Source organism: Effusibacillus lacus (assembly GCF_002335525.1).
Taxonomy (GTDB): Bacteria; Bacillota; Bacilli; order Tumebacillales; family Effusibacillaceae; genus Effusibacillus; species Effusibacillus lacus.
Genome location: NZ_BDUF01000046.1, coordinates 14,189 through 35,280, shown reverse-complemented (window position 1 = coordinate 35,280; position 21,092 = coordinate 14,189). Strand labels below are relative to the sequence as shown.

The 21,092-nt window shown below is 47.9% G+C and carries 20 protein-coding genes and 2 pseudogenes; 3 read left to right on the top strand and 19 right to left on the bottom strand.

The features are described from left to right. Window positions 1-266: 266 nt before the first annotated feature. From EFBL_RS08855 to EFBL_RS08820, 8 genes are all read right to left on the bottom strand, one after another. Complete coding sequence (locus tag EFBL_RS08855; RefSeq protein WP_096181784.1) at window positions 267-524, bottom strand: hypothetical protein; 258 nt, start codon at window positions 522-524, stop codon at window positions 267-269. Window positions 525-790: 266 nt separating this feature from the next. Further along, window positions 791-2,332 carry a gamma-glutamyltransferase family protein gene (locus EFBL_RS08850; RefSeq protein WP_172899675.1) on the bottom strand — a complete coding sequence of 514 codons (1,542 nt, stop codon included), beginning with the start codon at window positions 2,330-2,332 and terminating at the stop codon, window positions 791-793. A 104-nt stretch (window positions 2,333-2,436) separates the two neighbouring features. After that, window positions 2,437-2,976, bottom strand: a complete 540-nt coding sequence (chrA, locus tag EFBL_RS08845; protein WP_096181782.1) for a chromate efflux transporter ChrA — start codon at window positions 2,974-2,976, stop codon at window positions 2,437-2,439. After that, window positions 2,973-3,569: a chromate efflux transporter ChrB gene (gene chrB, locus EFBL_RS08840; protein WP_096181781.1), complete on the bottom strand. Its 597-nt coding sequence runs from the start codon at window positions 3,567-3,569 to the stop codon at window positions 2,973-2,975. Before chrB ends, chrA begins: the two co-directional genes overlap by 4 nt. Before the next feature lie 12 nt (window positions 3,570-3,581). Beyond that, on the bottom strand, window positions 3,582-4,070 hold the full coding sequence (chrS, locus tag EFBL_RS08835; protein WP_096181780.1) for a chromate efflux transcriptional regulator ChrS: 489 nt from the start codon (window positions 4,068-4,070) through the stop codon (window positions 3,582-3,584). A gap of 16 nt (window positions 4,071-4,086) precedes the next feature. Continuing rightward, entirely contained in the window at window positions 4,087-4,998 is a 912-nt protein-coding gene (locus EFBL_RS08830) for an ABC transporter permease (RefSeq protein ID WP_096181779.1), read from the bottom strand. 1 nt (window position 4,999) lies between these two features. After that, entirely contained in the window at window positions 5,000-5,953 is a 954-nt protein-coding gene (locus tag EFBL_RS08825) for an ABC transporter permease (protein WP_096181778.1), read from the bottom strand. A gap of 11 nt (window positions 5,954-5,964) precedes the next feature. Beyond that, a complete protein-coding gene (locus EFBL_RS08820) occupies window positions 5,965-7,503 on the bottom strand; it encodes an ABC transporter substrate-binding protein (RefSeq protein ID WP_096181777.1) in 1,539 nt (512 codons plus the stop codon). Between the two features lie 177 nt (window positions 7,504-7,680). Here EFBL_RS08820 and EFBL_RS08815 point away from each other — a divergent pair, with 177 nt between their 5' ends. Together EFBL_RS08815 and EFBL_RS08810 are read left to right on the top strand one after the other, a co-directional pair. Continuing rightward, entirely contained in the window at window positions 7,681-8,676 is a 996-nt protein-coding gene (locus EFBL_RS08815) for an ABC transporter ATP-binding protein (RefSeq protein WP_096181776.1), read from the top strand. Continuing rightward, window positions 8,673-9,635, top strand: a complete 963-nt coding sequence (locus EFBL_RS08810; RefSeq protein WP_096181775.1) for an ABC transporter ATP-binding protein — start codon at window positions 8,673-8,675, stop codon at window positions 9,633-9,635. The genes EFBL_RS08815 and EFBL_RS08810 overlap by 4 nt, the downstream gene beginning before the upstream one ends. Window positions 9,636-9,683: 48 nt before the next feature. Here the strand turns inward: EFBL_RS08810 and EFBL_RS08805 are convergent. The 5 genes and pseudogenes from EFBL_RS08805 to EFBL_RS08785 form a co-directional block, all read right to left on the bottom strand. Then, a pseudogene (locus tag EFBL_RS08805) lies at window positions 9,684-9,955 on the bottom strand (malate synthase A); the annotation flags it as partial. Continuing rightward, entirely contained in the window at window positions 9,883-10,362 is a 480-nt protein-coding gene (locus EFBL_RS08800; protein WP_096181774.1) for a hypothetical protein, read from the bottom strand. The pseudogene EFBL_RS08805 and the gene EFBL_RS08800, both read right to left, overlap by 73 nt. A gap of 311 nt (window positions 10,363-10,673) precedes the next feature. Then, window positions 10,674-12,035 (bottom strand): APC family permease, encoded by a 1,362-nt coding sequence (locus EFBL_RS08795; RefSeq protein ID WP_096181773.1) that lies wholly within the window; start codon window positions 12,033-12,035, stop codon window positions 10,674-10,676. A gap of 77 nt (window positions 12,036-12,112) precedes the next feature. Further along, complete coding sequence (locus EFBL_RS08790) at window positions 12,113-13,015, bottom strand: acetamidase/formamidase family protein (protein ID WP_096181772.1); 903 nt, start codon at window positions 13,013-13,015, stop codon at window positions 12,113-12,115. Window positions 13,016-13,079: 64 nt separating this feature from the next. Then, window positions 13,080-14,423 (bottom strand): glutamine synthetase family protein, encoded by a 1,344-nt coding sequence (locus EFBL_RS08785; protein ID WP_096181771.1) that lies wholly within the window; start codon window positions 14,421-14,423, stop codon window positions 13,080-13,082. Between the two features lie 308 nt (window positions 14,424-14,731). On the opposite strand from EFBL_RS08785, the gene EFBL_RS08780 reads away from it, so the two are divergent. Next, the gene (locus EFBL_RS08780) at window positions 14,732-15,673 is read left to right on the top strand and encodes a sigma-54 interaction domain-containing protein (RefSeq protein WP_165912733.1); all 942 of its coding nucleotides are present in this window, start codon (window positions 14,732-14,734) and stop codon (window positions 15,671-15,673) included. Between the two features lie 106 nt (window positions 15,674-15,779). Here the strand turns inward: EFBL_RS08780 and EFBL_RS08775 are convergent, their stop codons facing one another. From EFBL_RS08775 to EFBL_RS21165, 6 genes and pseudogenes are all read right to left on the bottom strand, one after another. Further along, entirely contained in the window at window positions 15,780-16,322 is a 543-nt protein-coding gene (locus EFBL_RS08775) for a hypothetical protein (RefSeq protein WP_131927800.1), read from the bottom strand. Between the two features lie 277 nt (window positions 16,323-16,599). Continuing rightward, on the bottom strand, window positions 16,600-17,832 hold the full coding sequence (locus tag EFBL_RS08770) for an MFS transporter (protein WP_165912734.1): 1,233 nt from the start codon (window positions 17,830-17,832) through the stop codon (window positions 16,600-16,602). A 29-nt stretch (window positions 17,833-17,861) separates the two neighbouring features. Further along, window positions 17,862-19,112, bottom strand: a complete 1,251-nt coding sequence (locus EFBL_RS08765; RefSeq protein ID WP_096181767.1) for a CehA/McbA family metallohydrolase — start codon at window positions 19,110-19,112, stop codon at window positions 17,862-17,864. Next, on the bottom strand, window positions 19,109-19,894 hold the full coding sequence (locus EFBL_RS08760; RefSeq protein WP_096181766.1) for a glycerophosphodiester phosphodiesterase: 786 nt from the start codon (window positions 19,892-19,894) through the stop codon (window positions 19,109-19,111). Before EFBL_RS08760 ends, EFBL_RS08765 begins: the two co-directional genes overlap by 4 nt. Before the next feature lie 30 nt (window positions 19,895-19,924). Next, the gene (locus EFBL_RS08755; RefSeq protein ID WP_096181765.1) at window positions 19,925-20,794 is read right to left on the bottom strand and encodes a carbohydrate ABC transporter permease; all 870 of its coding nucleotides are present in this window, start codon (window positions 20,792-20,794) and stop codon (window positions 19,925-19,927) included. 5 nt (window positions 20,795-20,799) lie between these two features. Beyond that, window positions 20,800-21,092: pseudogene (locus EFBL_RS21165) on the bottom strand (sugar ABC transporter permease); the annotation flags it as partial.

The following is a 21,092-nucleotide window of genomic DNA, read 5'->3' as shown; positions in this document are numbered from 1 at the left end:
TACTTAACAATATTGGATGAATTTTTTCAAAGGTAATTTCTCCCCTGGATGAAGTAAATTAGTTTGTGTAACAGAATTTGGAGTCTTAACAGACAACAATAAAGTAGGGTATCCTCGGGATTGCTGAAATCACCAAGAAGAGACGAACCCTACTCATGTCTCTTATTTTACACGATTTAGGCCTTACTGATCTACTTGAAAATCTTGTACGCAATTTTGTCAAAGAGTAAGAAAGGCAAGACTGAATCAGCCTTGCCATTTGGATATTAGTCTCTTCCACCATATCCCACAGTCTTTTGAGTTTGTGGGTCAACAAAGACAGTAACTGGTCCCAACAAAGCATCGCTTTTGGACGGAAAAGATATAAAAGTGAGTTCCTTACCCATATACTTTTCAGAACCTTGAAACGGTTCGCCTTCGCCTTCTATCTTTGTTTTACCCACTGTTCCGCTTTCCCACGAACCAACAATATCTTCCTTTGCTTCTTTGGACAGTTGGAGCCAAGCTGCTTCTCTTACGTCCACTGGCTTAGTTGCTTCAGAAGCAGAACCGCCCTTGGATATAGGTTAAATCCTACTTTGAGCGTTAGGGGGATTTCCTGTATCTTTGCAACCTACAAGAACTGCTGTCAAAACCAGTCCCCCAATAATCTTTTTCATGTGTAACACCTCCGACCTATTAGACACAGACAAGCCGAAGAAGTTACATGATGATTTATGACTTTATAAAGCAACAAACTTTGCGAAAACAGAGTTAATTATACCATACATTTTGACATAAAAAGGGCCGCCTACCAGGCAGCCACTTGTCCGTCCGTACGGGGTTCCGTTCCTCCGACGAGGACCCCGTTTTCTTGTCTCCAAATGATTTGTCCGCGTCCAAATCCGCCGCTACCGACAGCCCACTGGACATCGTGTCCCAAACGGGCCAGCGATTCCACAATATGAGCCGGAGTAGTCTGTTCGATTTGAACTGTTTTGCCCTGCATCCATTGCCATCTCGGTGCGTCCAGCGCCGCTTGCGGATTGAGATGGAAGTCCACTGTGTTCATCACAACCTGCACATGTCCCTGCGGTTGCATAAAACCACCCATCACACCGAACGGTCCGACCGGTTTGCCGTCCTTCGTCAGGAAGCCGGGAATAATCGTGTGGTACGGTTTCTTTCCGGGTTCAAGGCGGTTGTCATGCGTTTCATCCAACGTAAAGTTGTGACCCCGATTGTGCAGTGCAATTCCTGTATCCGGGACCACAAGTCCCGATCCGAAGCCCATGTAGTTGCTCTGGATGAAGGACACCATGTTCCCTTCCCCGTCAGCCGTACAGAGATAGACGGTTCCTCCGCGCGGCGGCTCGCCGGTCTCCGGCTGCAGCGCTTCTTTTCCGATCAAGCGACGCCGTTCTTCCGCGTACGCATCCGACAACAAATCTTCCACCCGGACTGACATCTTGCGGGGGTCTGTGATGTATTTCTTCCCGTCCGCGAATGCCAGCTTTATCGCTTCAATTTGTTTATGATACGTATCCACCGTATCCCGTTCAGGAAAGTCAAACCCCTTCAGGATATTCAATGCCATGAGGGCCACCAAACCGTGTCCGTTTGGCGGAATCTCCCACACATCATACCCCCGGTAGTTTGCGCTGATCGGGTTGACCCATTCCGGCTTGTACGCCGCAAGGTCTTGCGCAGTCAGATAGCCCCCGAATTTCTTGAAAAATTGGTCAATCTTCTCCGCCAACTCCCCGCGATAGAACGACTCGGCTTTCGTTTCCGCAATCGACTGCAGGGTTCTCGCATGATCGGGGGAACGCCAGACTTCACCGATTTGAGGCACTTTGCCTTCCGGGGTAAACGTATCGAACCAACCTTTGAATTCGTCGCCCTTCAAGTGTTTACTGTAGGTTTTATATGCCCGCGCCCAATTCTGCCCGAGTACCGGCGTTAACGGATAGCCGTTCTCCGCATATTCAATCGCCGGACGCAGTACTTCCGTCAACGGAAGTTTGCCGAACTTCGCGGACAGTTCCGCCCAAGCGGCGGGCGCCCCGGGAACAGTCACCGGAATCAAACCGTATTTGGGAATCTCTTCGACTCCGGCTTTTTTCAGGGCTTCGATTGAAATGCTTTTTGGAGCGGGGCCGCTCGAATTTAAACCATGCAGTTTTCCTTTTGTCCACACCAAAGCAAAAGCGTCCCCGCCGATGCCGTTCGAAGCAGGTTCAACTACCGTCAGCGCGGCAGCCGTGGCAATCGCCGCATCGATTGCGTTCCCGCCCTTTCTTAAGATCTCTAGGCCTGCTTGTGCGGCAAGCGGTTGCGATGTGGCAACCATCCCGTTTTTTGCATAAACGGTGGTTCGATGCGACGAGTACGGATAATGTAACGAATCGTAGTTCACGACTATTTCTCCTTTATAATAGGATGTTTTTTCTCGCGTTATACTGTGTGCGACAACACGAGACCCCCGTAAGCAAAGGCGGCGACGATCACCAGCGCGGGGTGAATCCACCCCTTCGTCATGGCCCAAAGGGCCACTGCGGCAATGCCCAGGGACTGCCAAATCCCGATCGACCCTACAGACACTCCTGCCATTTCCCAGGTCAACACCGCCATCATGATGGCGATTACCGGCTGCACGAGCAGGGTCATCCCTTTTACCACGGAAGATTGGCGGTAATGGTTCAGAATCCGCAGCAGCAAGATTAAAGCAACCGCCGATGGTGCTACGGTTGCCAGTGTCGCAATCACGAACCCGATCCATCCCGCCTCCTGATACCCGACAAAGGCGGCGATTTTGGTGGCGATAGGTCCCGGAAGGGCATTTCCGACCGCCAAGACATCCGAGAATTGCTCATTGGTAAGCCAGCCGTAATGATTCACAATCTCTTCCTGCATCAGGGGAATCGAGGAGGGTCCACCGCCGTATCCAAGAACATTCGCGACAAAAAAGCCCCAGAACAGTTCCCACCAAGTCATGAGGACACCCCTTTCCCTTGTCCCGGTCTTTGTTTCAGCCGGTCGACAAGCTTCAGATGAACCGCCCCGTAAGCGAGAAAGACTGCCACCACAATACCCGGGTGGATATCAATGACGGAGAGAAGCGTGAAAGCAAGAAGGCCAAACCCGATCCCCATCGCTTTGCCGAGACCTTTCCATGCCTTCGCCGCAAATTCATACGCCATTAACGCAAGCATTACCACAATGACAGGCCGTACCGCTGCAATCATTCCCGCGACATACTTGGAGTGCCGGAGAGCGTATAAGACTCCAAGCAGAGCCACCATTGCAATGCTTGTCGGAAGAATATGGGCAAGAACGGCGACCACAGCCCCGGCTGTTCCTTTCAGCCTATAGCCGAGCTGAGCCGCCATTTTCGTCGCAATCGGCCCCGGTAAAGCGTTTGCCAATGCGAGTATTTCTCCGAACTCCTCATCGTCCAACCAGTTATATCTTGTGACCGCTTCATACCGGATCAAGGGAATGATCGAAGGTCCGCCTCCGTAACCCAAAATCCCTGTACGCCCCATGGCAAGTATGAGTTCTTTGTAGGTTCCTGTCCCCTCGGCCATAGAACTCACTCCTTACAGTTTCATGCCCATTCGACTCTTGTATCTCTTGAGCAGCATCTGCGTTTCCACGCGGACGATGCCGGGCATTGTATATAATTTTTCCAGGAGAAACTTTTCCATCTCCTGATTGTTTGCAAAAATTCCGTGCATATGGAGCGTACTGGGCCCCGTCATATGATAGAGACTGGTGACCGCAGGCTCCTTGGCCAATTTTTCAGCCACTTCATCGAGGTATTGCGGTTCGGTATCCACATTGAAAAAAGCGGATACTTGAATTCCGACCTTGACAGGGTTAATGACCACGGTGAACCGCTCAATAACTCCCGCCTCCGTCAGAGCACTGATGCGGGCTTGCACCGCCACACGCGAGAGTCCGATTCGTTTTGCCAAATCTGTATACGAAATCCGGCTGTTCTCGTGGAGAGCCTCCAGGATCTGCCTGTCGATATCATCAAGTTCCATCGGTGGAATTTCGTTCGATTCTGAATACACGTACACCATGGATGCCCCCGCTTTCTTAGCGCTTTAACTTCGGATCAAGTACCTCACGGATTCCGTCTCCAAGCAGATTGAATCCGAGAACTACCATAAAAATCGCCATGCCCGGCCAGAATGCCAGCATCGGTTCAATGTTCAGATATCCTTGTGCGATCAGCAGCATGGAACCCCAGCTTGGCTCTTCCGGTCTCGCGCCTAGCCCCAGAAACGACAATCCCGCTTCCGCGATAATCGCGGATGCCATCGCAAGAGTGATCTGCACTAACAGAGGTGCCATCGAGTTTGGAAGGACGTGCAGGAACATAATCCGCCAGTTTTTTGCCCCGATCGCTTTTGCAGCTTGCACGAATTCCAGGTTTCTGACTGTGAGAACCTGGGCTCTCGTAATTCGGACGAAGGTCGGGATAAACCCGATCCCAATCGCGATCATGGCGTTATAGAATCCTCCTCCAAGAACGGCCGCCATGGCAAGCGCCAGAATCAAAGACGGAAATGCTTGCATCGCGTCAACGATGCGCATGACAACCCATTCATCCCAGAACCCACGGAAGTATCCAGTGATTAGCCCGATCGGTACTCCGATCAAAACCGCAATTCCTACCGAAATCACAGCCGCTTGAATGGAGAGACGGGCACCATGCACCAGTCTTGAGAACGTATCCCGTCCGAGGTCGTCAGTCCCCAGAATATGACCATTGCCCGGTGGTTGCAGAACAGATGAATAATCCTGATCATAGATCGGATCATGAGTGGCAATTACAGGCGCAAGGATTGCGGTCAGCACCAATATACCGATTATGACCGCCCCCACAATCGCCAGTTTATTCCGAGCAAAGCGACGGAAGAAAACGCGCCATTGGCTTTCCCCCTTGTTCTTTTGAACAGCTTGGGAAAGGCCAACGTTTGGATTGGGATTCACCGTTTGGCTCATTTTATTCCGCCCCCTTTCCGGCCTTGATCCGCGGATCAATGATTGTATACAAGATATCTACAAACAGATTCACGGCGACAACAAGCAGTGCGGATACAAGAATCGCTCCCTGCACCGTTACGAAATCACGGGAAAAGATCGATTCCACAATTAATCTCCCAAATCCGGGAATTGAAAAAATGGATTCGGTAATTACAAGTCCACTAAGCAGCCCCGCTACAATCAGACCGCTCGTTGTAACAACCGGGACAAGTGCGTTTTTCAGGGCATGACGCATGATAACGGTCCACTCTTTCAGACCTTTCGAATAAGCGGTACGGATGTAGTCCGCATGCATCACTTCAAGCAAACTGCTCCGCAGCATTCGCATCAGAACTGCTGATTCACGCAACCCTGTCGCAACCATCGGCATGATCATGGCAGCCAGGTTGGCAACCGGGTCTTGTGATAATGGCACATAGCCGGACGCTGGCAACCAGCCCAATTTTACAGAGAAAAAGACAATAAACATCATTCCGAGCCAGAAATGCGGGATCGACATTCCGCCGAGCGCAAACATCGTGCTGGTATAATCCACCCATTTCCCCGGACGCGTAGCGGAAATGATCCCTGCTGGTACAGCAATTAAGATCGCAACAATAAAGGTTCCGATAGTTAATTCGATAGTTGCAGGAAAACGCTGCATTATTAATTCGGCTACCGGAGTACGGTCAACGAGGGAGCGCCCCAGGTCTCCCTGGAGCACCCCTCCCAACCAATCAAAATACTGAACGAGAATCGGTCTGTTCAAGCCAAGTTCTTCACGCAGAGCCGCCACCGCTTCCGGCGTAGCCTCCTGACCGAGAATGACAGTTGCCGGATCGCCGGGTAGCATGTGCATCAACGAAAATACCATGATGGTGACCAATAGAATGACTGGGATCGCGAGCAACAACCGCCTGACCAGAAATGTCATACAAATTCTCCTTACTTGCTCAAATTAGCGGTACGGATCAAACCGTCCGGAACATATTCGAAGCCTTGAACCGATTTCGAGAATCCAAGCAGGTTCGCTTCGTGATAGGTATAAATGTAAGGCAATTCATCATTCAGAATCTTCATCGCTTCGTCATAGATACCCTTACGCTTGGTGGTATCGGTTTCCGTGCGTGCAGCCAACAACAGTTCGTCTACCTTCGTGTTGGAGTATCCGGTGTAGTTGTTTGGCTCTTTCGTTTTCATAAACTGATAGATATTTTGATCCGGATCCGGGCGTCCGCTCCATCCCAACATCAGAGCTTGATGGTTCACGGCCTTACCCTTCTCAAGCATTTGACCGAACTCGACTTTCTCAAGTTGTACATCGATTCCTGCGGGCTTCAACATTCCTTGAATCAAGGAACCAATCTGCTGGTTCAATGGAGTGGTGCTGATCGTCAAAGTGAATGAAAACCCGTTGGGCACACCCGCTTTTGCCAGCAATTCCTTTGCTTTTGCTAAGTCAGGTTTTGGAGCTTTATCACTGTCGCCATATGCGAAGTGTCCCTTTGCGAACGGAGAATGTGCAGGCGCTCCCGTTCCGTGAAGGGCAACTTTTACGATCGCTTCGCGGTCAATCAGAAGATCCACTGCCTGACGAAGTTCTTTTTTGTCAAACGGCGGCTTGGTCACATTGATATGAATCCCTTGGAACGCGTAAGACAACTCGTTGATGACTTTGATCTTTGGATCGTTTTTCACGTTGTCTACTTCTTTATCCGGGAACTTGTCAATGATGTCCACTTGCCCGCTCTTCAGGTTTACAAGCTGAACGTCTGAACTGTTGATCACTTTGTAGGTTACCGAATCCAGCTTCGGCAGTCCTTTTTGCCAGTAATTCGGATTTTTTTCTAGAACGAGTTTGTCGCCTTTTACACGCTCTTTAAACTTGAACGGACCCGTTCCGACCGGATTGTTTACAAAATCCTCACCGTATTTTTTAACAGCTGCCGGGGACACCATCATCCCTGCACGGTCCGCCAAAACAGACAAGAATGGAGCAAAGGGTTTCTTGAGCGTCACCTTTACAGTGTTTGCATCGACCGCCGATACATTTTCAACCGCTTCAAGTTCCGCTCTGCGGGTAGACGCCTTGTCCATGTAACGTTCGAAGTTAAACTTTACCGCTTCCGCGTTGAAATCGGTTCCGTCATGGAACTTCACACCTTGACGAAGTTTAAAGGTATAGGTTTTCTTATCCTCGGATACTTCCCACTTCTCCGCCAGCTCCCCAGCGAGTGTTCCATCCGGCTTGAGTTCAAGCAGAGTATCATACAAGCTTTGGAACACTTGACGTTCTACCAATGCGGTAGAGAAAGAAGGATCCAATTTCGGCGGATCTGCGTTAATCGCGATGTTCAGACTGCCTCCTGTTTTTGGAGCATTGTCGCCTCCGTTTGCAGCCGGTTTGTCACCACCCCCGCAACCGGCCAACAGCAAGGATCCGGCCAATACTGCCGTAAGTCCCAAACGAAACTTCTTGTTCATTTGCCATTTTCCCCTTTCTATTTTCGATACGAAAGCATTTTTCTAGATTGACTTTCGTTTTGTTTTACTATACGACAACAATATTTCTGAATCAATCAGAAAATTTTATCTTGACTTAACACTTTGTTTCTGCGAAATTTTGTAGTAATAGATTTATTTATTAATGGAGGGCTTGAAATGGCCAATCTGCTGGAAATCCGAAATCTCAAGACCCAGTTTCTCAGCGGCGGGCATGTGATTCCCGCTGTGGACGGTGTGGATATATTTGTTAAAAAGGGTGAAACTCTGGGAATCGTCGGCGAATCCGGTTGCGGCAAGAGTGTTACGTCGTTGTCCGTCATGCGGTTGCTTCCGAAAACCGGCGCCAAAATTGCGGACGGGGAAATTCTCTATAAAGGGACCAATTTGTTATATCTATCGGAAGATGAAATGCGGGAGATCCGGGGAAATGAGATTGCAATGATTTTCCAAGAGCCGATGACATCTCTCAACCCTGTTTATACAATTGGGGAGCAACTAAACGAAACGATTATGCTGCACCGCGGATACTCGAAGAAACAAGCGCGCGAGCACTCCATCCAGATGCTGAAGAAAGTTCATATCCCGCGTGCAGAAACGATTATTGACGAATATCCCCACCAGTTGTCCGGCGGCATGCGTCAGCGTGTCATGATTGCGATGGCGATGTCCTGTGACCCGGAACTGTTGATTGCGGACGAACCGACAACTGCGCTTGACGTAACGATTCAGGCCCAGATTCTCGACCTTATGCGCGAACTGCGGAACAAGCAAGGTACTTCCATAATGCTCATCACGCACGATCTTGGGGTCGTTGCCGAAATGTGCGACCGCGTCGTGGTCATGTATGCGGGGCAAGTGGTTGAACAGGCGGATATGTATACGCTGTTTGAAAATCCGTCTCATCCTTACACGCAAGGTTTGATGAAGTCCATCCCGAAAGTGGACCGGGATCAAGCCCGCCTGGATTCGATTCCCGGCAATGTTCCGCTTCCCGGTTCCGTAAAACAAGGGTGCCGTTTTGCCTCCCGTTGTCCTCAAGTGGAAGCAAAATGTCTAGCCGGGGCGCCGCCCCTTTTTGAACTGAAAAGCGGACAGCAAAGCCGCTGCTGGCTGCATGCAGATTCTGTGGTGAAGGAGGCAGCACACGCATGAGCACCATTCTTGAAGTCAAAGGCCTGAAAAAATATTTTCCGATCCGCGGCGGTATCTTGGGAAAAACACAAGGATACGTAAAAGCGGTAGACGATGTTTCGTTCAACGTACAGGAAGGGGAAACGCTTGGGATCGTGGGTGAATCCGGCTGCGGCAAATCGACCACGGGACGCACGATTCTCCGATTGACGGAACCAACGGGCGGAGATGTGCTCTTCCAAGGCCACAACTTGTCCGCTCTGAAAGGAGACAGCCTGCGTAAAATCCGGCGGGACATGCAGATCGTATTCCAGGATCCGTATGCGTCCCTGAATCCCCGTATGACGGTCGGCGCGATTCTGGAAGAACCGCTCAAGATTCATGGTCTTGCAAACGGTACGGAACGCAAACAGCGCGTAAAGGAACTGCTCGAAATTGTGGGATTAACGGAGTACCACTATACCCGGTATCCGCATGAATTCTCCGGCGGTCAACGGCAGCGGATCGGCATCGCGCGCGCTTTGATCACCAAACCGAAACTGATCATTGCGGACGAACCTGTATCGGCGTTGGATGTTTCGATTCAGTCTCAGATCCTGAATCTTATGAAAGACCTGCAGGAACAGTTCAAACTGACTTATATGTTTATCTCTCACGACTTGTCTGTCGTGCGGCATATCAGTGACCGTGTAGGTGTCATGTATCTGGGACGAATGGTGGAATTGGCTCCGAAACACGAGCTTTATGAAAATCCGCAGCATCCCTATACGCAGGCTTTATTGTCCGCAGTGCCGCACCCGAATCCACGGGAGACACGAGAACGGATTATTCTTTCCGGCGATGTTCCAAGCCCGGCGAATCCTCCTGCAGGCTGCGCGTTCCATACCCGCTGTCACGCGTGCATGAATATCTGCAAAACCGTAAGGCCCGAACTGAAAAAAACTACTGACGGGCATTGGGTTGCTTGTCATTTGTATTAAAACAGAAACCCGACACAAGGTACTTCCTGTGTCGGGTTTTAATCTTTTTTACCCCAAAAACTCGTAAGCCGGGAGGGTCAGGAATTCCGCATATTCGTTGCTTGTGGAACCTCACGCAACAATTTTGTTGCCAGTTCAAACTTGCCCGCGTTGAAGCGCTCTTCGCCAATGCTGTTCTTGATCTTCTGATACTGGATCCACTACCATACTTGCGTACGGGAGATTTCAGCGGTTGCCCCATCTTCCATCAGGTTAAAGATAGGCACTGCACCGGAGCCGCGCTGCCAAGCTTCAGTGTATTGAATACCGACGCTGATATTGTTGAGAAGTACCGCAACTCCACCTTCTTGCTTCGGTTCCGGCTAAACAAGGAGTCGTCCACAATGAGAACATCGGCACGATCATCCGAAGTCAACTGGGAGATCTTTTGAACCACGGATGCACCCAGCAATACCAAAAATTTCCGCCCGTTGTAAGCGTGGTGAGTTCGGTTATTTCGGTACATCGTGTCTTTCTCAAATCCAGAACCAGACTTCTGTTGGAGAACTCGAGGTAGACTTCGGTTTACGAAAACAAGTTCGAAGACGAACCGGAACACCTGTAAGACGGTAATGTCGGCACTCTTCGTAATTCCATCACGCTTAAGCAAAATACCAATGCGAAATTCCTTGAAGAAAGCGAATACCGTAGATTGGAGTTGATTATGATGCTGAATGTCTTGTACCATGAAAGAAACATCCTCGCTTTCTGTAGTTTGTTGTCGTCAACTCCAATCTACCAGAAAATGAGGGTGTTTTTGCTTTTAAATTCCAGAGGTGCCTAGCGACACAAGGGTTCTTGCGCTCATGTCAGATGGTCGCTCCGAAACATGAGTTATGATATATCAAAAGATCGACCCTGTTGTTAGGCAGTGAGACAAAAACTGGACGTTGGATTTGGTGAATGAAACAAAAGCAAAAGGCACCTATGGTCTTTGCCGCAGGTGCCTCTAATACATATAGTGAAACCTCACAATAACCTTCGATGCGACTTCCAAGTCTATTTTTCTTCCATCAATGTAGGCGGTAATTTTTTAAATCCTTTGGTAAAGTAGGTTAATACAACGATTCCGATCAGGAACCAAACGGCTCCCAATTGGAACGAAAGACCATCTAAGTGATACCATACATAGCCGACCACAGCTAACCCGAGCAATGGCATTAGTAAGTGCTTAACGTATGCTGTAGATTTTTGTTTAAAAATGAAATAGATGATAACAGACAGATTCAAGAACAAGAAAGCTGTCAACGCACCAAAGTTTACCAATGCGGTCAGTTTGTCAAGCGGAATGGCAAGGCTCACGACAACCGAGATAACTGCAACAACAACAGTGCTGGTGTATGGTGACTTATATTTCGGATGCACCTTGGACAAAAACTTTGGGAGCATGGTATCACGAGACATCGAATACAGAACACGTGAAATAGCCGCTTGTGCCACCAACGAATCGGCAATCCCCCACGCAATCACCGTTGCAACCGCGCAAAGAACATTCAGCCATTGTCCGCCTGCAATACCGGCAATCTCATAAAAGACAGTATCCTTATTTTCAAATTTACTGAGATCCGGCCCAATCAAAGCCGCAAGATACGTTTGGAGCATAAACAATCCACCAATTAGAAGCAATGACATAACGGTTGCACGTCCAACCACTTGACGCCCGCCTTTTGTCTCTTCTGAAAGCGTACTAATGGCATCAAATCCAAGGAAGCTTAATACAGCGATAGACGTGGCTGCTGCGACTACATCCATATTAAATCCGTCCGGATTAAAAATCGGCTTCATGTTAAAGGTAGCACCGTTTACCCCCTTTGCCACTGCCCAAATCGCTGCCACGATAAAAATCGCAAGCACAATTAACTGACCGATTAAGATCGATTTGTTCGCTTTCGCTGTCAATTCGATCCCACGAATGTTGACCACTGTATTCATCAATATAAATAATACAATCCATCCCCATATCGGCACGCCTGGTACGATTCCGGCCAGAGCGTTTGCCGCAACAACATACAAAAGAGCCGGAATTAAGATATAATCGAGCAGAATCATCCATCCCGCGATAAAGCCGACATGTGGATGGATCCCACGCTGGGCGTAAGTGTAAACAGAACCCGCTATCGGGAATGCTTCTGACATTCGGAAATAACTATATGCGGTAAAGATCATCCCAAACATTCCCAGTGCATACGCCAACACAACCATTCCATTCGACACTTCCGCAACATATCCATAGATACCCATCGGAGCAATAGGAACCATAAATACTAATCCGTAAATCACCAGATCCCAGAAAGTCAGGGATCGGTTTAGTTCTTGCTTGTACCCAAAATGTTCAACCGATGTTTGCAATTGTGCACTCATCTGCATCGTCTCCTCATTTGTATACTCGGGCTCCGTCCAGTTTCAATCCAGTAAATCTCTGTAGGACATTTTTGTATTTACTCCGGAACTTTTACTCCATATTTCTCCACAATCCAACGAGGCAACTCAACACGTGCCGTTTTCAGCGGATCCACGACTTGGCACACCCGCAAATCACTGGCAATACTGAGCAACATCCCTGCTTCCGAAGTATCAAGTCCAACTTCTTTTTCCAGCCAATGAATCATATTCTTAACAGCCCTATCCGCTGCTTCATCGAGTAATTTCGCTGACGCAATGGTGATGACATGATCCGTGGTAACCGCCATTGGGAGCTGCCAATCCTTTCCCTTGATCAGATCGAGTTCTACCGTTACTTCACCCGCAATTTCGACGCCGCAGACAACGATTTCACCGTCACCCATGGCTGCATGAAGATCTCCTAAAGCAAAAAGAGCACCTGGAACATTGACCGGCAATAATAGTGTGGTTCCTTCCCGGATCTGTTTGCAATCCATGTTGCCTCCATGATCGCCCGGAGTACCATTTGAGATCGCTTCATTTGCAGGAGCTGTACCAATTACCCCAATCATTGGATTCAACGGAATCTCCAACTTGTCATTAAAAATCGCCTTTCCGTTACGAATCGGCACCATCTTTATGACGTTGGAATCTAATCGATCACCAATCACTCCAAGCTTTGGTCCTGCGACCATCACGCCATGATCGGCCAGTTCAATTTTTTGAATACGAACAACAAGAATGTCGCCGGGTTCTGCTCCTTCCACATATACCGGTCCCGTCGCCGGATTGATTCGATTCCAATCCAATTCGGAGAATTGGGCATCCGCAGACTGAATTTGGTCTTCAAAACAGTCACATGTTTCAAACGCTACCGACGCACCCGGTTTTACAAACAATACCGGTTCATTTGTTGGTGCCATTGCATAGATCAGGTGTTCTTTTGGAATGCGGTACATTGATTCATAACTCCTTTTTCGAAAGACTTATTCACTAACTTACTTGTTAAAGTTTTGTTCTTGATCAAAAAAGATCGAGGTATTCATTCAGTTCCCAATCCGTTACATGAGCATTGAATCGGTCCAACTCCGCATACCGGAGTGTCATAAAATGACGTATAAAATCTTCTCCCAGCCACTCTTTAAACAATTCATCTTGCTCAAGCGCCTGTAACGCTGCAGACAAAGTGCGTGGCAAACTCTGTACATCCGCAATGTAGGCATCTTGGTTTTTCAAGAAACCCGGCGGTTCCATTCGATTGCGAATCCCGTCCAGACCAGCTGCCAACATAGCAGCCAATGTAATATAGGGATTGGTATCCGCTCCTGGAAGACGATTCTCCAAACGCGTATGGTCTCCACGTTTATGAGGTACCCGAATCATGGCGCCGCGGTGGTCATACCCCCATGATGCGGTAGTTGGCGCGAACGAATAAGATTGCAGACGTTTGTAACTATTGATCGTCGGATTCGTCAGAGCACACAGAGCGCCCGCGTGATGAAGCTGCCCCCCTATAAACCACCGACAAAGGTCTGAAAGTCCATCCGGTTTGGCAGGATCATAAAAAAGGTTTTCCCCGGACTCATTATAGAGCGATTGGTTCAAATGTGAACCGCTTCCACTTGTGGAAGCCACCGGTTTACTCATGAAAGTAGCAGTGTAACCCTTCTTATAAAGAATTTCTTTTATACTTGTGCGATAATAAAACGCCATATCGGCGATTTCCATTCCCCAGAACGGAGCGTGTGTAACTTCGAATTGTCCTGATCCGTATTCGGTATTGGCTACTTCGGGATACGCTCCCATTTCTGTAAGAGCTAACATGATAGAGGTTAGAACATCCTCCACCTCTGCCTGTTTCACCTCGGAAAAACATTGAAGCCCGTTCCAAATTGGTTGCATGCCTTTCTCCGTCTTGGTAAAAACATAAAACTCGTATTCAAATGCGCCACGAACTCGATACCCCTCACGTTCATATTGTTCAAGAACACGTCTTAGAACATGTCGAGGGGATACAGAGACCGGTTTCCCGTCTGATGATGTATAAAGATCCGCGATAACACGGGCTGTTCCCCGGGAATAAGGCAGAATTCCGAAGGTACTAAGGTCCGGTTTTAAGATCCAACTGGGATACCCTCCTGCGAATCCCTCCCCCGCACCCAATTGTATGGCGGCAGAAGTATCCATTGAAAACAAAACGGATGGAAAAGTAAAATCGCCTTCCATCATCGTCTCCAGAAAATGGCGCGTTGGAATATAGCGCGACCTTGGAATGTTCGAGTTATCATGCAGACAAACCCGAACCGTATGAATCTGATGATCCCGTATAAGTTGTTGGATATGACTTTGCCAGTCAGATGCAGCCATAGGATTCCCCCTTTAAAGCAGTAATGATCCCTTCAGAAGTCTGAAAGAATCAAAAAATTATTATTTGAAAGAAAGATACAAGCAAATTTTGTGCCAATAAAAAATGTTCGCTATATACGTACAAAATAAGTTGAAAGATTACATGCGTCCACTGTACATGGACTACTTGAAAAACGGCGGTTCATAGGATTAATATATAAATTTCAGAACAATCTCATCAAAGCCTATGATAAACTATATCTACGGATGGTTAATTTACAAATCATAGATTTTCAAGAATGAACCGCATTACATGGAGGTCAACTGATGTGGACAATCAGGTGATTGTGAAAAGTTCCGCCATGCAAACATTGTTTCATCAAGCGAAGCGAATTGCTTCCTTCCCTTCAACCGTACTGATAGAGGGAGAGACCGGATCCGGCAAAGAAGTGGTTGCGGAATTGATTCATCAACAGAGTCCCCGTTCAAACATGCCGTTTATAAAAATTAATTGTGGCGCCATACCAGAAAGCTTATTGGAATCCGAATTATTCGGGTACGAACGAGGAGCCTTTACAGGTGCAAAACGCGAGGGTAACCCCGGGTTATTTGAATTGGCCGACAAGGGAACCCTCTTGCTGGATGAAATTGGAGAACTGCCATTTCCTTTACAGGCAAAGCTGCTTCGCGTACTACAGGAACGTGAGATTCGTCGCGTCGGAGGCAGTTGGTCAAAACCGGTGGATGTTCGAATCATAGCAAGCACCAACCAGAACTTACACAAGATGGTCGAACAAGGCCGATTCCGGGAAGATCTCTATTACCGGTTGCACGTTGCCTATATTTTCGTACCTCCGCTTAGAAAGCGAAGGGAGGATATCTTGCCCCTTCTGGAATATTATCTGGAAAAAATATGCCGTGAATTTCAGATCGTTAGACGGTTCACCTCTGAAACACTGGAACTGTTACTGAACCATTCTTATCCTGGAAACGTGCGAGAGTTGCGTAATCTTGTAGAAGGCCTTTGTGTCAGTACGGAAGGAGAGTGGATCACACCTGATGTGTTACCCGCTTACCTGCACAAACAGCACGAATATCCCGATTCCCTGCAAGCACAAATTGATGAAACGGAACGACGGGTTATTCAGCAAGCACTGCAGAAACAGGGGAGCGTCCGTAAAGCAGCTAAGATGCTGCAGATCAGTCATGCGACACTATTGAGAAAAATGCAAAAGCATGGTATAGGAAGCGAGAGCAAACAGACTACGTAAACACATATACCCGCATGAAAAAAGGCTTCTTCGAAGCATAGCTCACACCGTAGCCAGACCGCGCTCAAAGGGAGCCTTGATTGTTTATTACTCAAGTTTCGCACCCTCAAGCAACCAGTTTCCCTTTGATGTTGCTGGGTAAACGGTTGATAAACTGTTTAACAATGCTTTTTGTTACACTCGTATCGCCAGTATCAAATTCTTTTAGGACTTCTTGAAGGAGAGCTATAAGCAGACGAACAGCGTCTACAAATCGAATGTCCTCGAATTCATCACAGCAGTCAAAGAACAAGGCACCTATGGTTCTGGCGTCCTGTTCGTTACGCGACTGTGTGGCAAGCATGATGTATCGAGTAAAGACGATGGTCGTATGAGCAAACATCAGGTCATAGGAACGCCCCTGAAGTTCCTTAACCAATTTCAAGTAGGACTTGGTAACCTTGAAAAACACTTCGATGTCCAAACGTTTGCCATAGATTCGGATTGGTTTTTCAGTTATGTCCCATCCTTGCATGGTTTCCTTAAAGTAGGAATACATATTTTTGCACTGATGTAAAAGAGACCAGTTCATATTGTCATCACGGTAGATCTCCGCATTCATGTTCTCAAGAACTATATTTGGATGGTTCGCTTTGCTTCTTGCTTTCATCAACATATCATTGGAAATATCAATGCCCACTATTTCAATATTTTGGGGGAGCAAAGGTCATAGATTGGAGATAAAATCTTGTATTTAACAATATTGGATGAATTTTTCAAAGGCATTATCCTCTCCGTATTAGTGGTCACCAATTATTTTTACAATACAGCCCTGCTACGCTGACTTTGTGAATCCATGTCTGGATTGGTGACCCCTTCTTTTGAGGGAACATATCCACTCCCCAAGGAGAAAAAACAAAGAGAGGGTTTGCAGCAGGATCCGCTCTTTATGGTTTGCATTCAACTTGTTTCCCCCTGCCTGATGTCGGTCCCACAAAGAACAACGGAGCCATCCCAGCCAATATTAACACCACCAGGAACCACTTCAGCATCTCACCGGCATTGGCCAAGCTATAAAGGATCGCCAACGCCCCAACACTAGTGATTCTCCCGATACTCAGTGCAATCTCGCGGGATACTACGAACTCCACTGTGTATCTCCCCGATTCGTCCAAACTGGCTATCGTGTTCTGGGTGATGGTCGTGAACGGAACTTCAATTAGAGGGCGGCTGACAGCCGCGACCACCCCGTACACCAACAGGAAGATCCATGTGGTTTCATAAACCAGGACCAGTAGTGATAAGCTCAACAGAAGTGTGCCGAACACCAAATAGATCCCTCTTTTCTCCGGTTTCCCAAACCTGCCCAGCAGGAAGAAGGTGATAATCGAAAGTGTCGTCGTTGCAGAAGCGAAATTGCCCAATACTCCTTCGTTTTTGGTTGAGGCATACACCCATAACCATACGGCGAATGTCAGGACCCCGTCACGGAAGGCGATTCCGACAAACGACCAAACAAGCCGCCTCCATTCCGGCAGCCGATTCAGATTGAACATCATCGACCATGAATATCTAGAGTCTTTCATCGTAACCGGCAGTTTCACCGCCATGGCCATGGAAAGAACAAACAGTATGAAGGACACCACAAAAATGGTCTTATATCCCTGCCATTCGGGCATTAAGGTGATAAGCAGCCCCGCCGCTACAGGCCCGACCATTTGCGAAAAGGATCCGAAGATTCCGTTCACCCCATTGAACCAATCCCGGTTGGAGCTTGTCGTGAAATCTACCGACAATACATTGACTGCCAGCCAGTAGAATCCGGAGCCGATTCCAAACACAATTCCAAGTGGAACAATCCAGTCTTTTGACTGGTGGCCAAATACTAGGATCAAGAAATAGAAAAAGATCTGGAACGCTCCCCCGATAATCAGACCTCTTTTACGATCGATCATTTTACTTAGCCAACCTGCCACGACGAAAGAAGGCAGCCAAGCAGCATAAGCAACAAAATTAAACAGCGAAACTTCAAAAAAGTTTTGCGTCAGCTTCAATAGATACACGTTTACAAAGATTCCCGACAGACTGTTTCCTAAGGCATTCAGACAAACCACGGCCAGTAAAATCCGCGTGGATCGGGAAAGTATGGAACTTTGGATGTTCGATTCTATCGGTTTCAACTCTATTTCACCCGGTTGTTAGTATGTTACTAGGAACGAAAATAAATGGGATTGCTAAGCGCCGCCACCAGCCAATTTTCGATTTCCTGAAGGTACCTCCAAACTTCTACTCGATAAAAATATCTGTCCTCTGCTGTCCATGTTTTTTCACAGACTCCAGTGTCTTCATCGACCACGATTTCATCTTCCACTCCACGATTTGAAATGATCTTCACGATATCGCCTTGTAAGAGATGAGTGACAGTCATTCGAACATCGGAAGTCGGGGATTCAACCATGTCGCCTATCATATAAGATCCACAGTGCAAATCGATGATCGGCCCCTCAGGTGAGAAGCTTAAAAATACATGTCCTCGATCGATTGCATCTAAGATCCCCTCTGACGTGCGGGATTCACTAAATACCCAATTCGTTGGCATTCCGTATTTGATAGAATGATGAGGGCCATGTGTGTCGCTGCCGCCTACAGCGACCAGTCTTCTTCCGGAAACGAGCTGTTCCTGCCACCAATTGAGAGTTTGTTGGTTTGACGGCCTCCAGGGCCCGTTCCATACCTCTACCCAGTCGTGATCGACGGAGAAATCCCATTTCCAACCGCAGTTCGGACAATACGGATGATTCAACGAGATTTTTGCGCCCTTCTCGCGTGCCTCCCGGATTCTCTCGTGCAGTTCCTCCATGGATGTCACGCGGAAATCCTGCAAAGGATCCTCCACTCCATAAAGATTGCAATGTCCCGAATTGGTTGTCAGTTCCATCCCCGGGATAAAGATAACAGGTGAGTCTTTAGGATAGGAAAAATTCTGGCTGACTGTGTTGTGGTCGGTCAGTGCAACAAAATCGAGTCCGATTGCTTCAATCCTCCGGGCTTTTTCCCAAAGAGAATAGGTACCGTCACTGTGTTCACTGTGAACGTGCAGATCCCCTTTTAACCAACTGCGTTGTTTCCCCTTGAACTCAAGAGTTAAAGTGACTTCGCAGCCTCCCTTGGGGATTTTGTACGCTCCCAACAATACCGCCCACTGACCGGGAACGAGATGGCCAGAGAGATAGCCGGGGGTTGCCTTCTCCATACCGATGGTGAATTCGGTTCTAGCCCCCCCGCTCCAGCCGCGTACCCGCATGGGGTCTTTTACTCCCAAATCGACGATGCAGGGATCCGTTCCGCTGCTTTTCACCTGATAACTAACATAGAGTTCTTTTGTATCTTCCGGCAGTTGAAAGGGGACTTCGATGTAGCTTCCCTGTTCTCCAGAATGTATGGTTCTAGTAAGGATCACTGCTGCTCCTCCCCTTGAAAATGATCCAAATCAACCCGCTTCTTAGTGACTGCCAACAATCGCTCCGGATAGTTGGTATCCACTAAATCAATTCCCCAGGCATGGACCTCTTTCCATATATCAGGATCGTCTATCAGGCTTCCACTGATCAATAAACCTTCATCATGGGCCTGCTCGATAAACTCCGGGGTGAGAAAGTACCACGGTTGGTTAAGAATCGTCGCTCCCACTCGTTTTGCATATCCGATTGGATTCCACATACGGGAAGCGGATATGATGCTGGTCATAACTTCGGAGTTCATACATTTCACCTTATATACGGCCTGATGGTCAAAGGACATCACCTGAACCTGTTTCACCATATCCTTACGAACCAACAACTCCACCAGTCTTTCTTCAATAGGTTGGTTCCAACTGGGAATGGGCTTTATTTCGATACTCAAGGGAATTCGGTCTTTTGCCCACACCAGGACCTCTTCCAGCAGGGGTATTTTCTCGCCTGCAAACTGATCAGAAAACCATCGTCCTGCATCGAGATTCAAAAGTTCCTTCACGGTCAGATCTTTTACATACCCGGAACCATTTGTAGTGCGTTTCACATCATGATCATGGAATACGACCAGTTCTCCATCCTTGGACATCTGAACGTCAAGTTCAATCATGTCAGCTTTTACTTCAACCGCCCTTATAAAAGCGGCCATCGTGTTCTCCGGAGCCTCTGCGGAAGCCCCTCGATGTGCCCCAATAAGGGGGCCTCGAGTAAAATCGAGATGATATGTCATCACGAATCCCCTTCCAGAATAAATTAGTCGCTACTCTTTGGTCGAACCGAGCATGATCCCTTTGACAAAGTACTTTTGAACAAACGGATAGATGATGATAAGCGGGATCAGCGCAATCATGATGCCTGCCATTCGTACGTTGGCAGTAATGAAGTCGCTGCTCGAAGTAGAATCGGACGCTATGATCAAAGACCGAAGAGCCAACTGCAGAGTATACTTACTGTCGTCGTTGATGTACAAAAGGGCCGAAGTAAATTGGTTCCACCGGTGCACGAATTCAAATAGCGTTACAGTTGCAACCCCGGGTTTCGCAAGTCGCAAATAAAGGTCGGTAAATATCCGAAACTCACTGGCTCCGTCAATGCGCGCCGCTTCCGCCAACTCATAGGGAACCGACAAGAAAAAGTTTCGCATCAACAAAATACTGAATCCTGACACCAGACCCGAAACTACCAAAGAGGTAAGAGTGTTAAGCAGTCCCAATTCCTGATTGACCACATACAACGGGATCATAATGGCTTCCGCCGGTATAATCATCGTTAGGATGATGAAGGTGGTCATCCATTTCTTGCCCGGCAGTTCCCGTTGCAGAAGCACATATCCCGCGAGTGCAGCCAGAAAAACATGGAACAGTGTTCCGATCACGGTGACGATCACATTGTTTACAAAAGGCTGCCACAGCTCGATTCCATTCCAGACAGTCTTATATCCTTCGAAGTTGATCTCCTTCGGCCAGAGCTTGATTCCCGGCTGCATGGAAGCAATGTTTGAGGAAAGCGAAACGGTCAAGGTATTCAGCAGCGGAATAATCATCGTAGCAATCAGAATCCAAAGAAAAACTGCGTTAAACCGTGCAAACCAACGTCCCTGTGGAGATTCGTTTTCCCATCTTCTGCTCATCAAAATCACCTGTATTCTTCGTCGTAACGGGTCAATATTCGGGTAACAAACACGAGAAGTAAAGTTGCCAAAATTACCAAGAACGCAGCGGCTGAAGCGAGGCCCATCTTGAATTGCAAAATCCCTTTTTCATAGGTATAGGTCATCAAGACGTCCACCTGTCTTGCAATTGCCGGATTGCGAAGCATAAAGATCTGGTCAAAAATCCGCAGGATCCCCATGGTGTTCAGAAGGAGTACCACTTTCATGGTGGGGATCAGCTGCGGCAGAGTAACATAGCGGATTAACTGCCACCGAT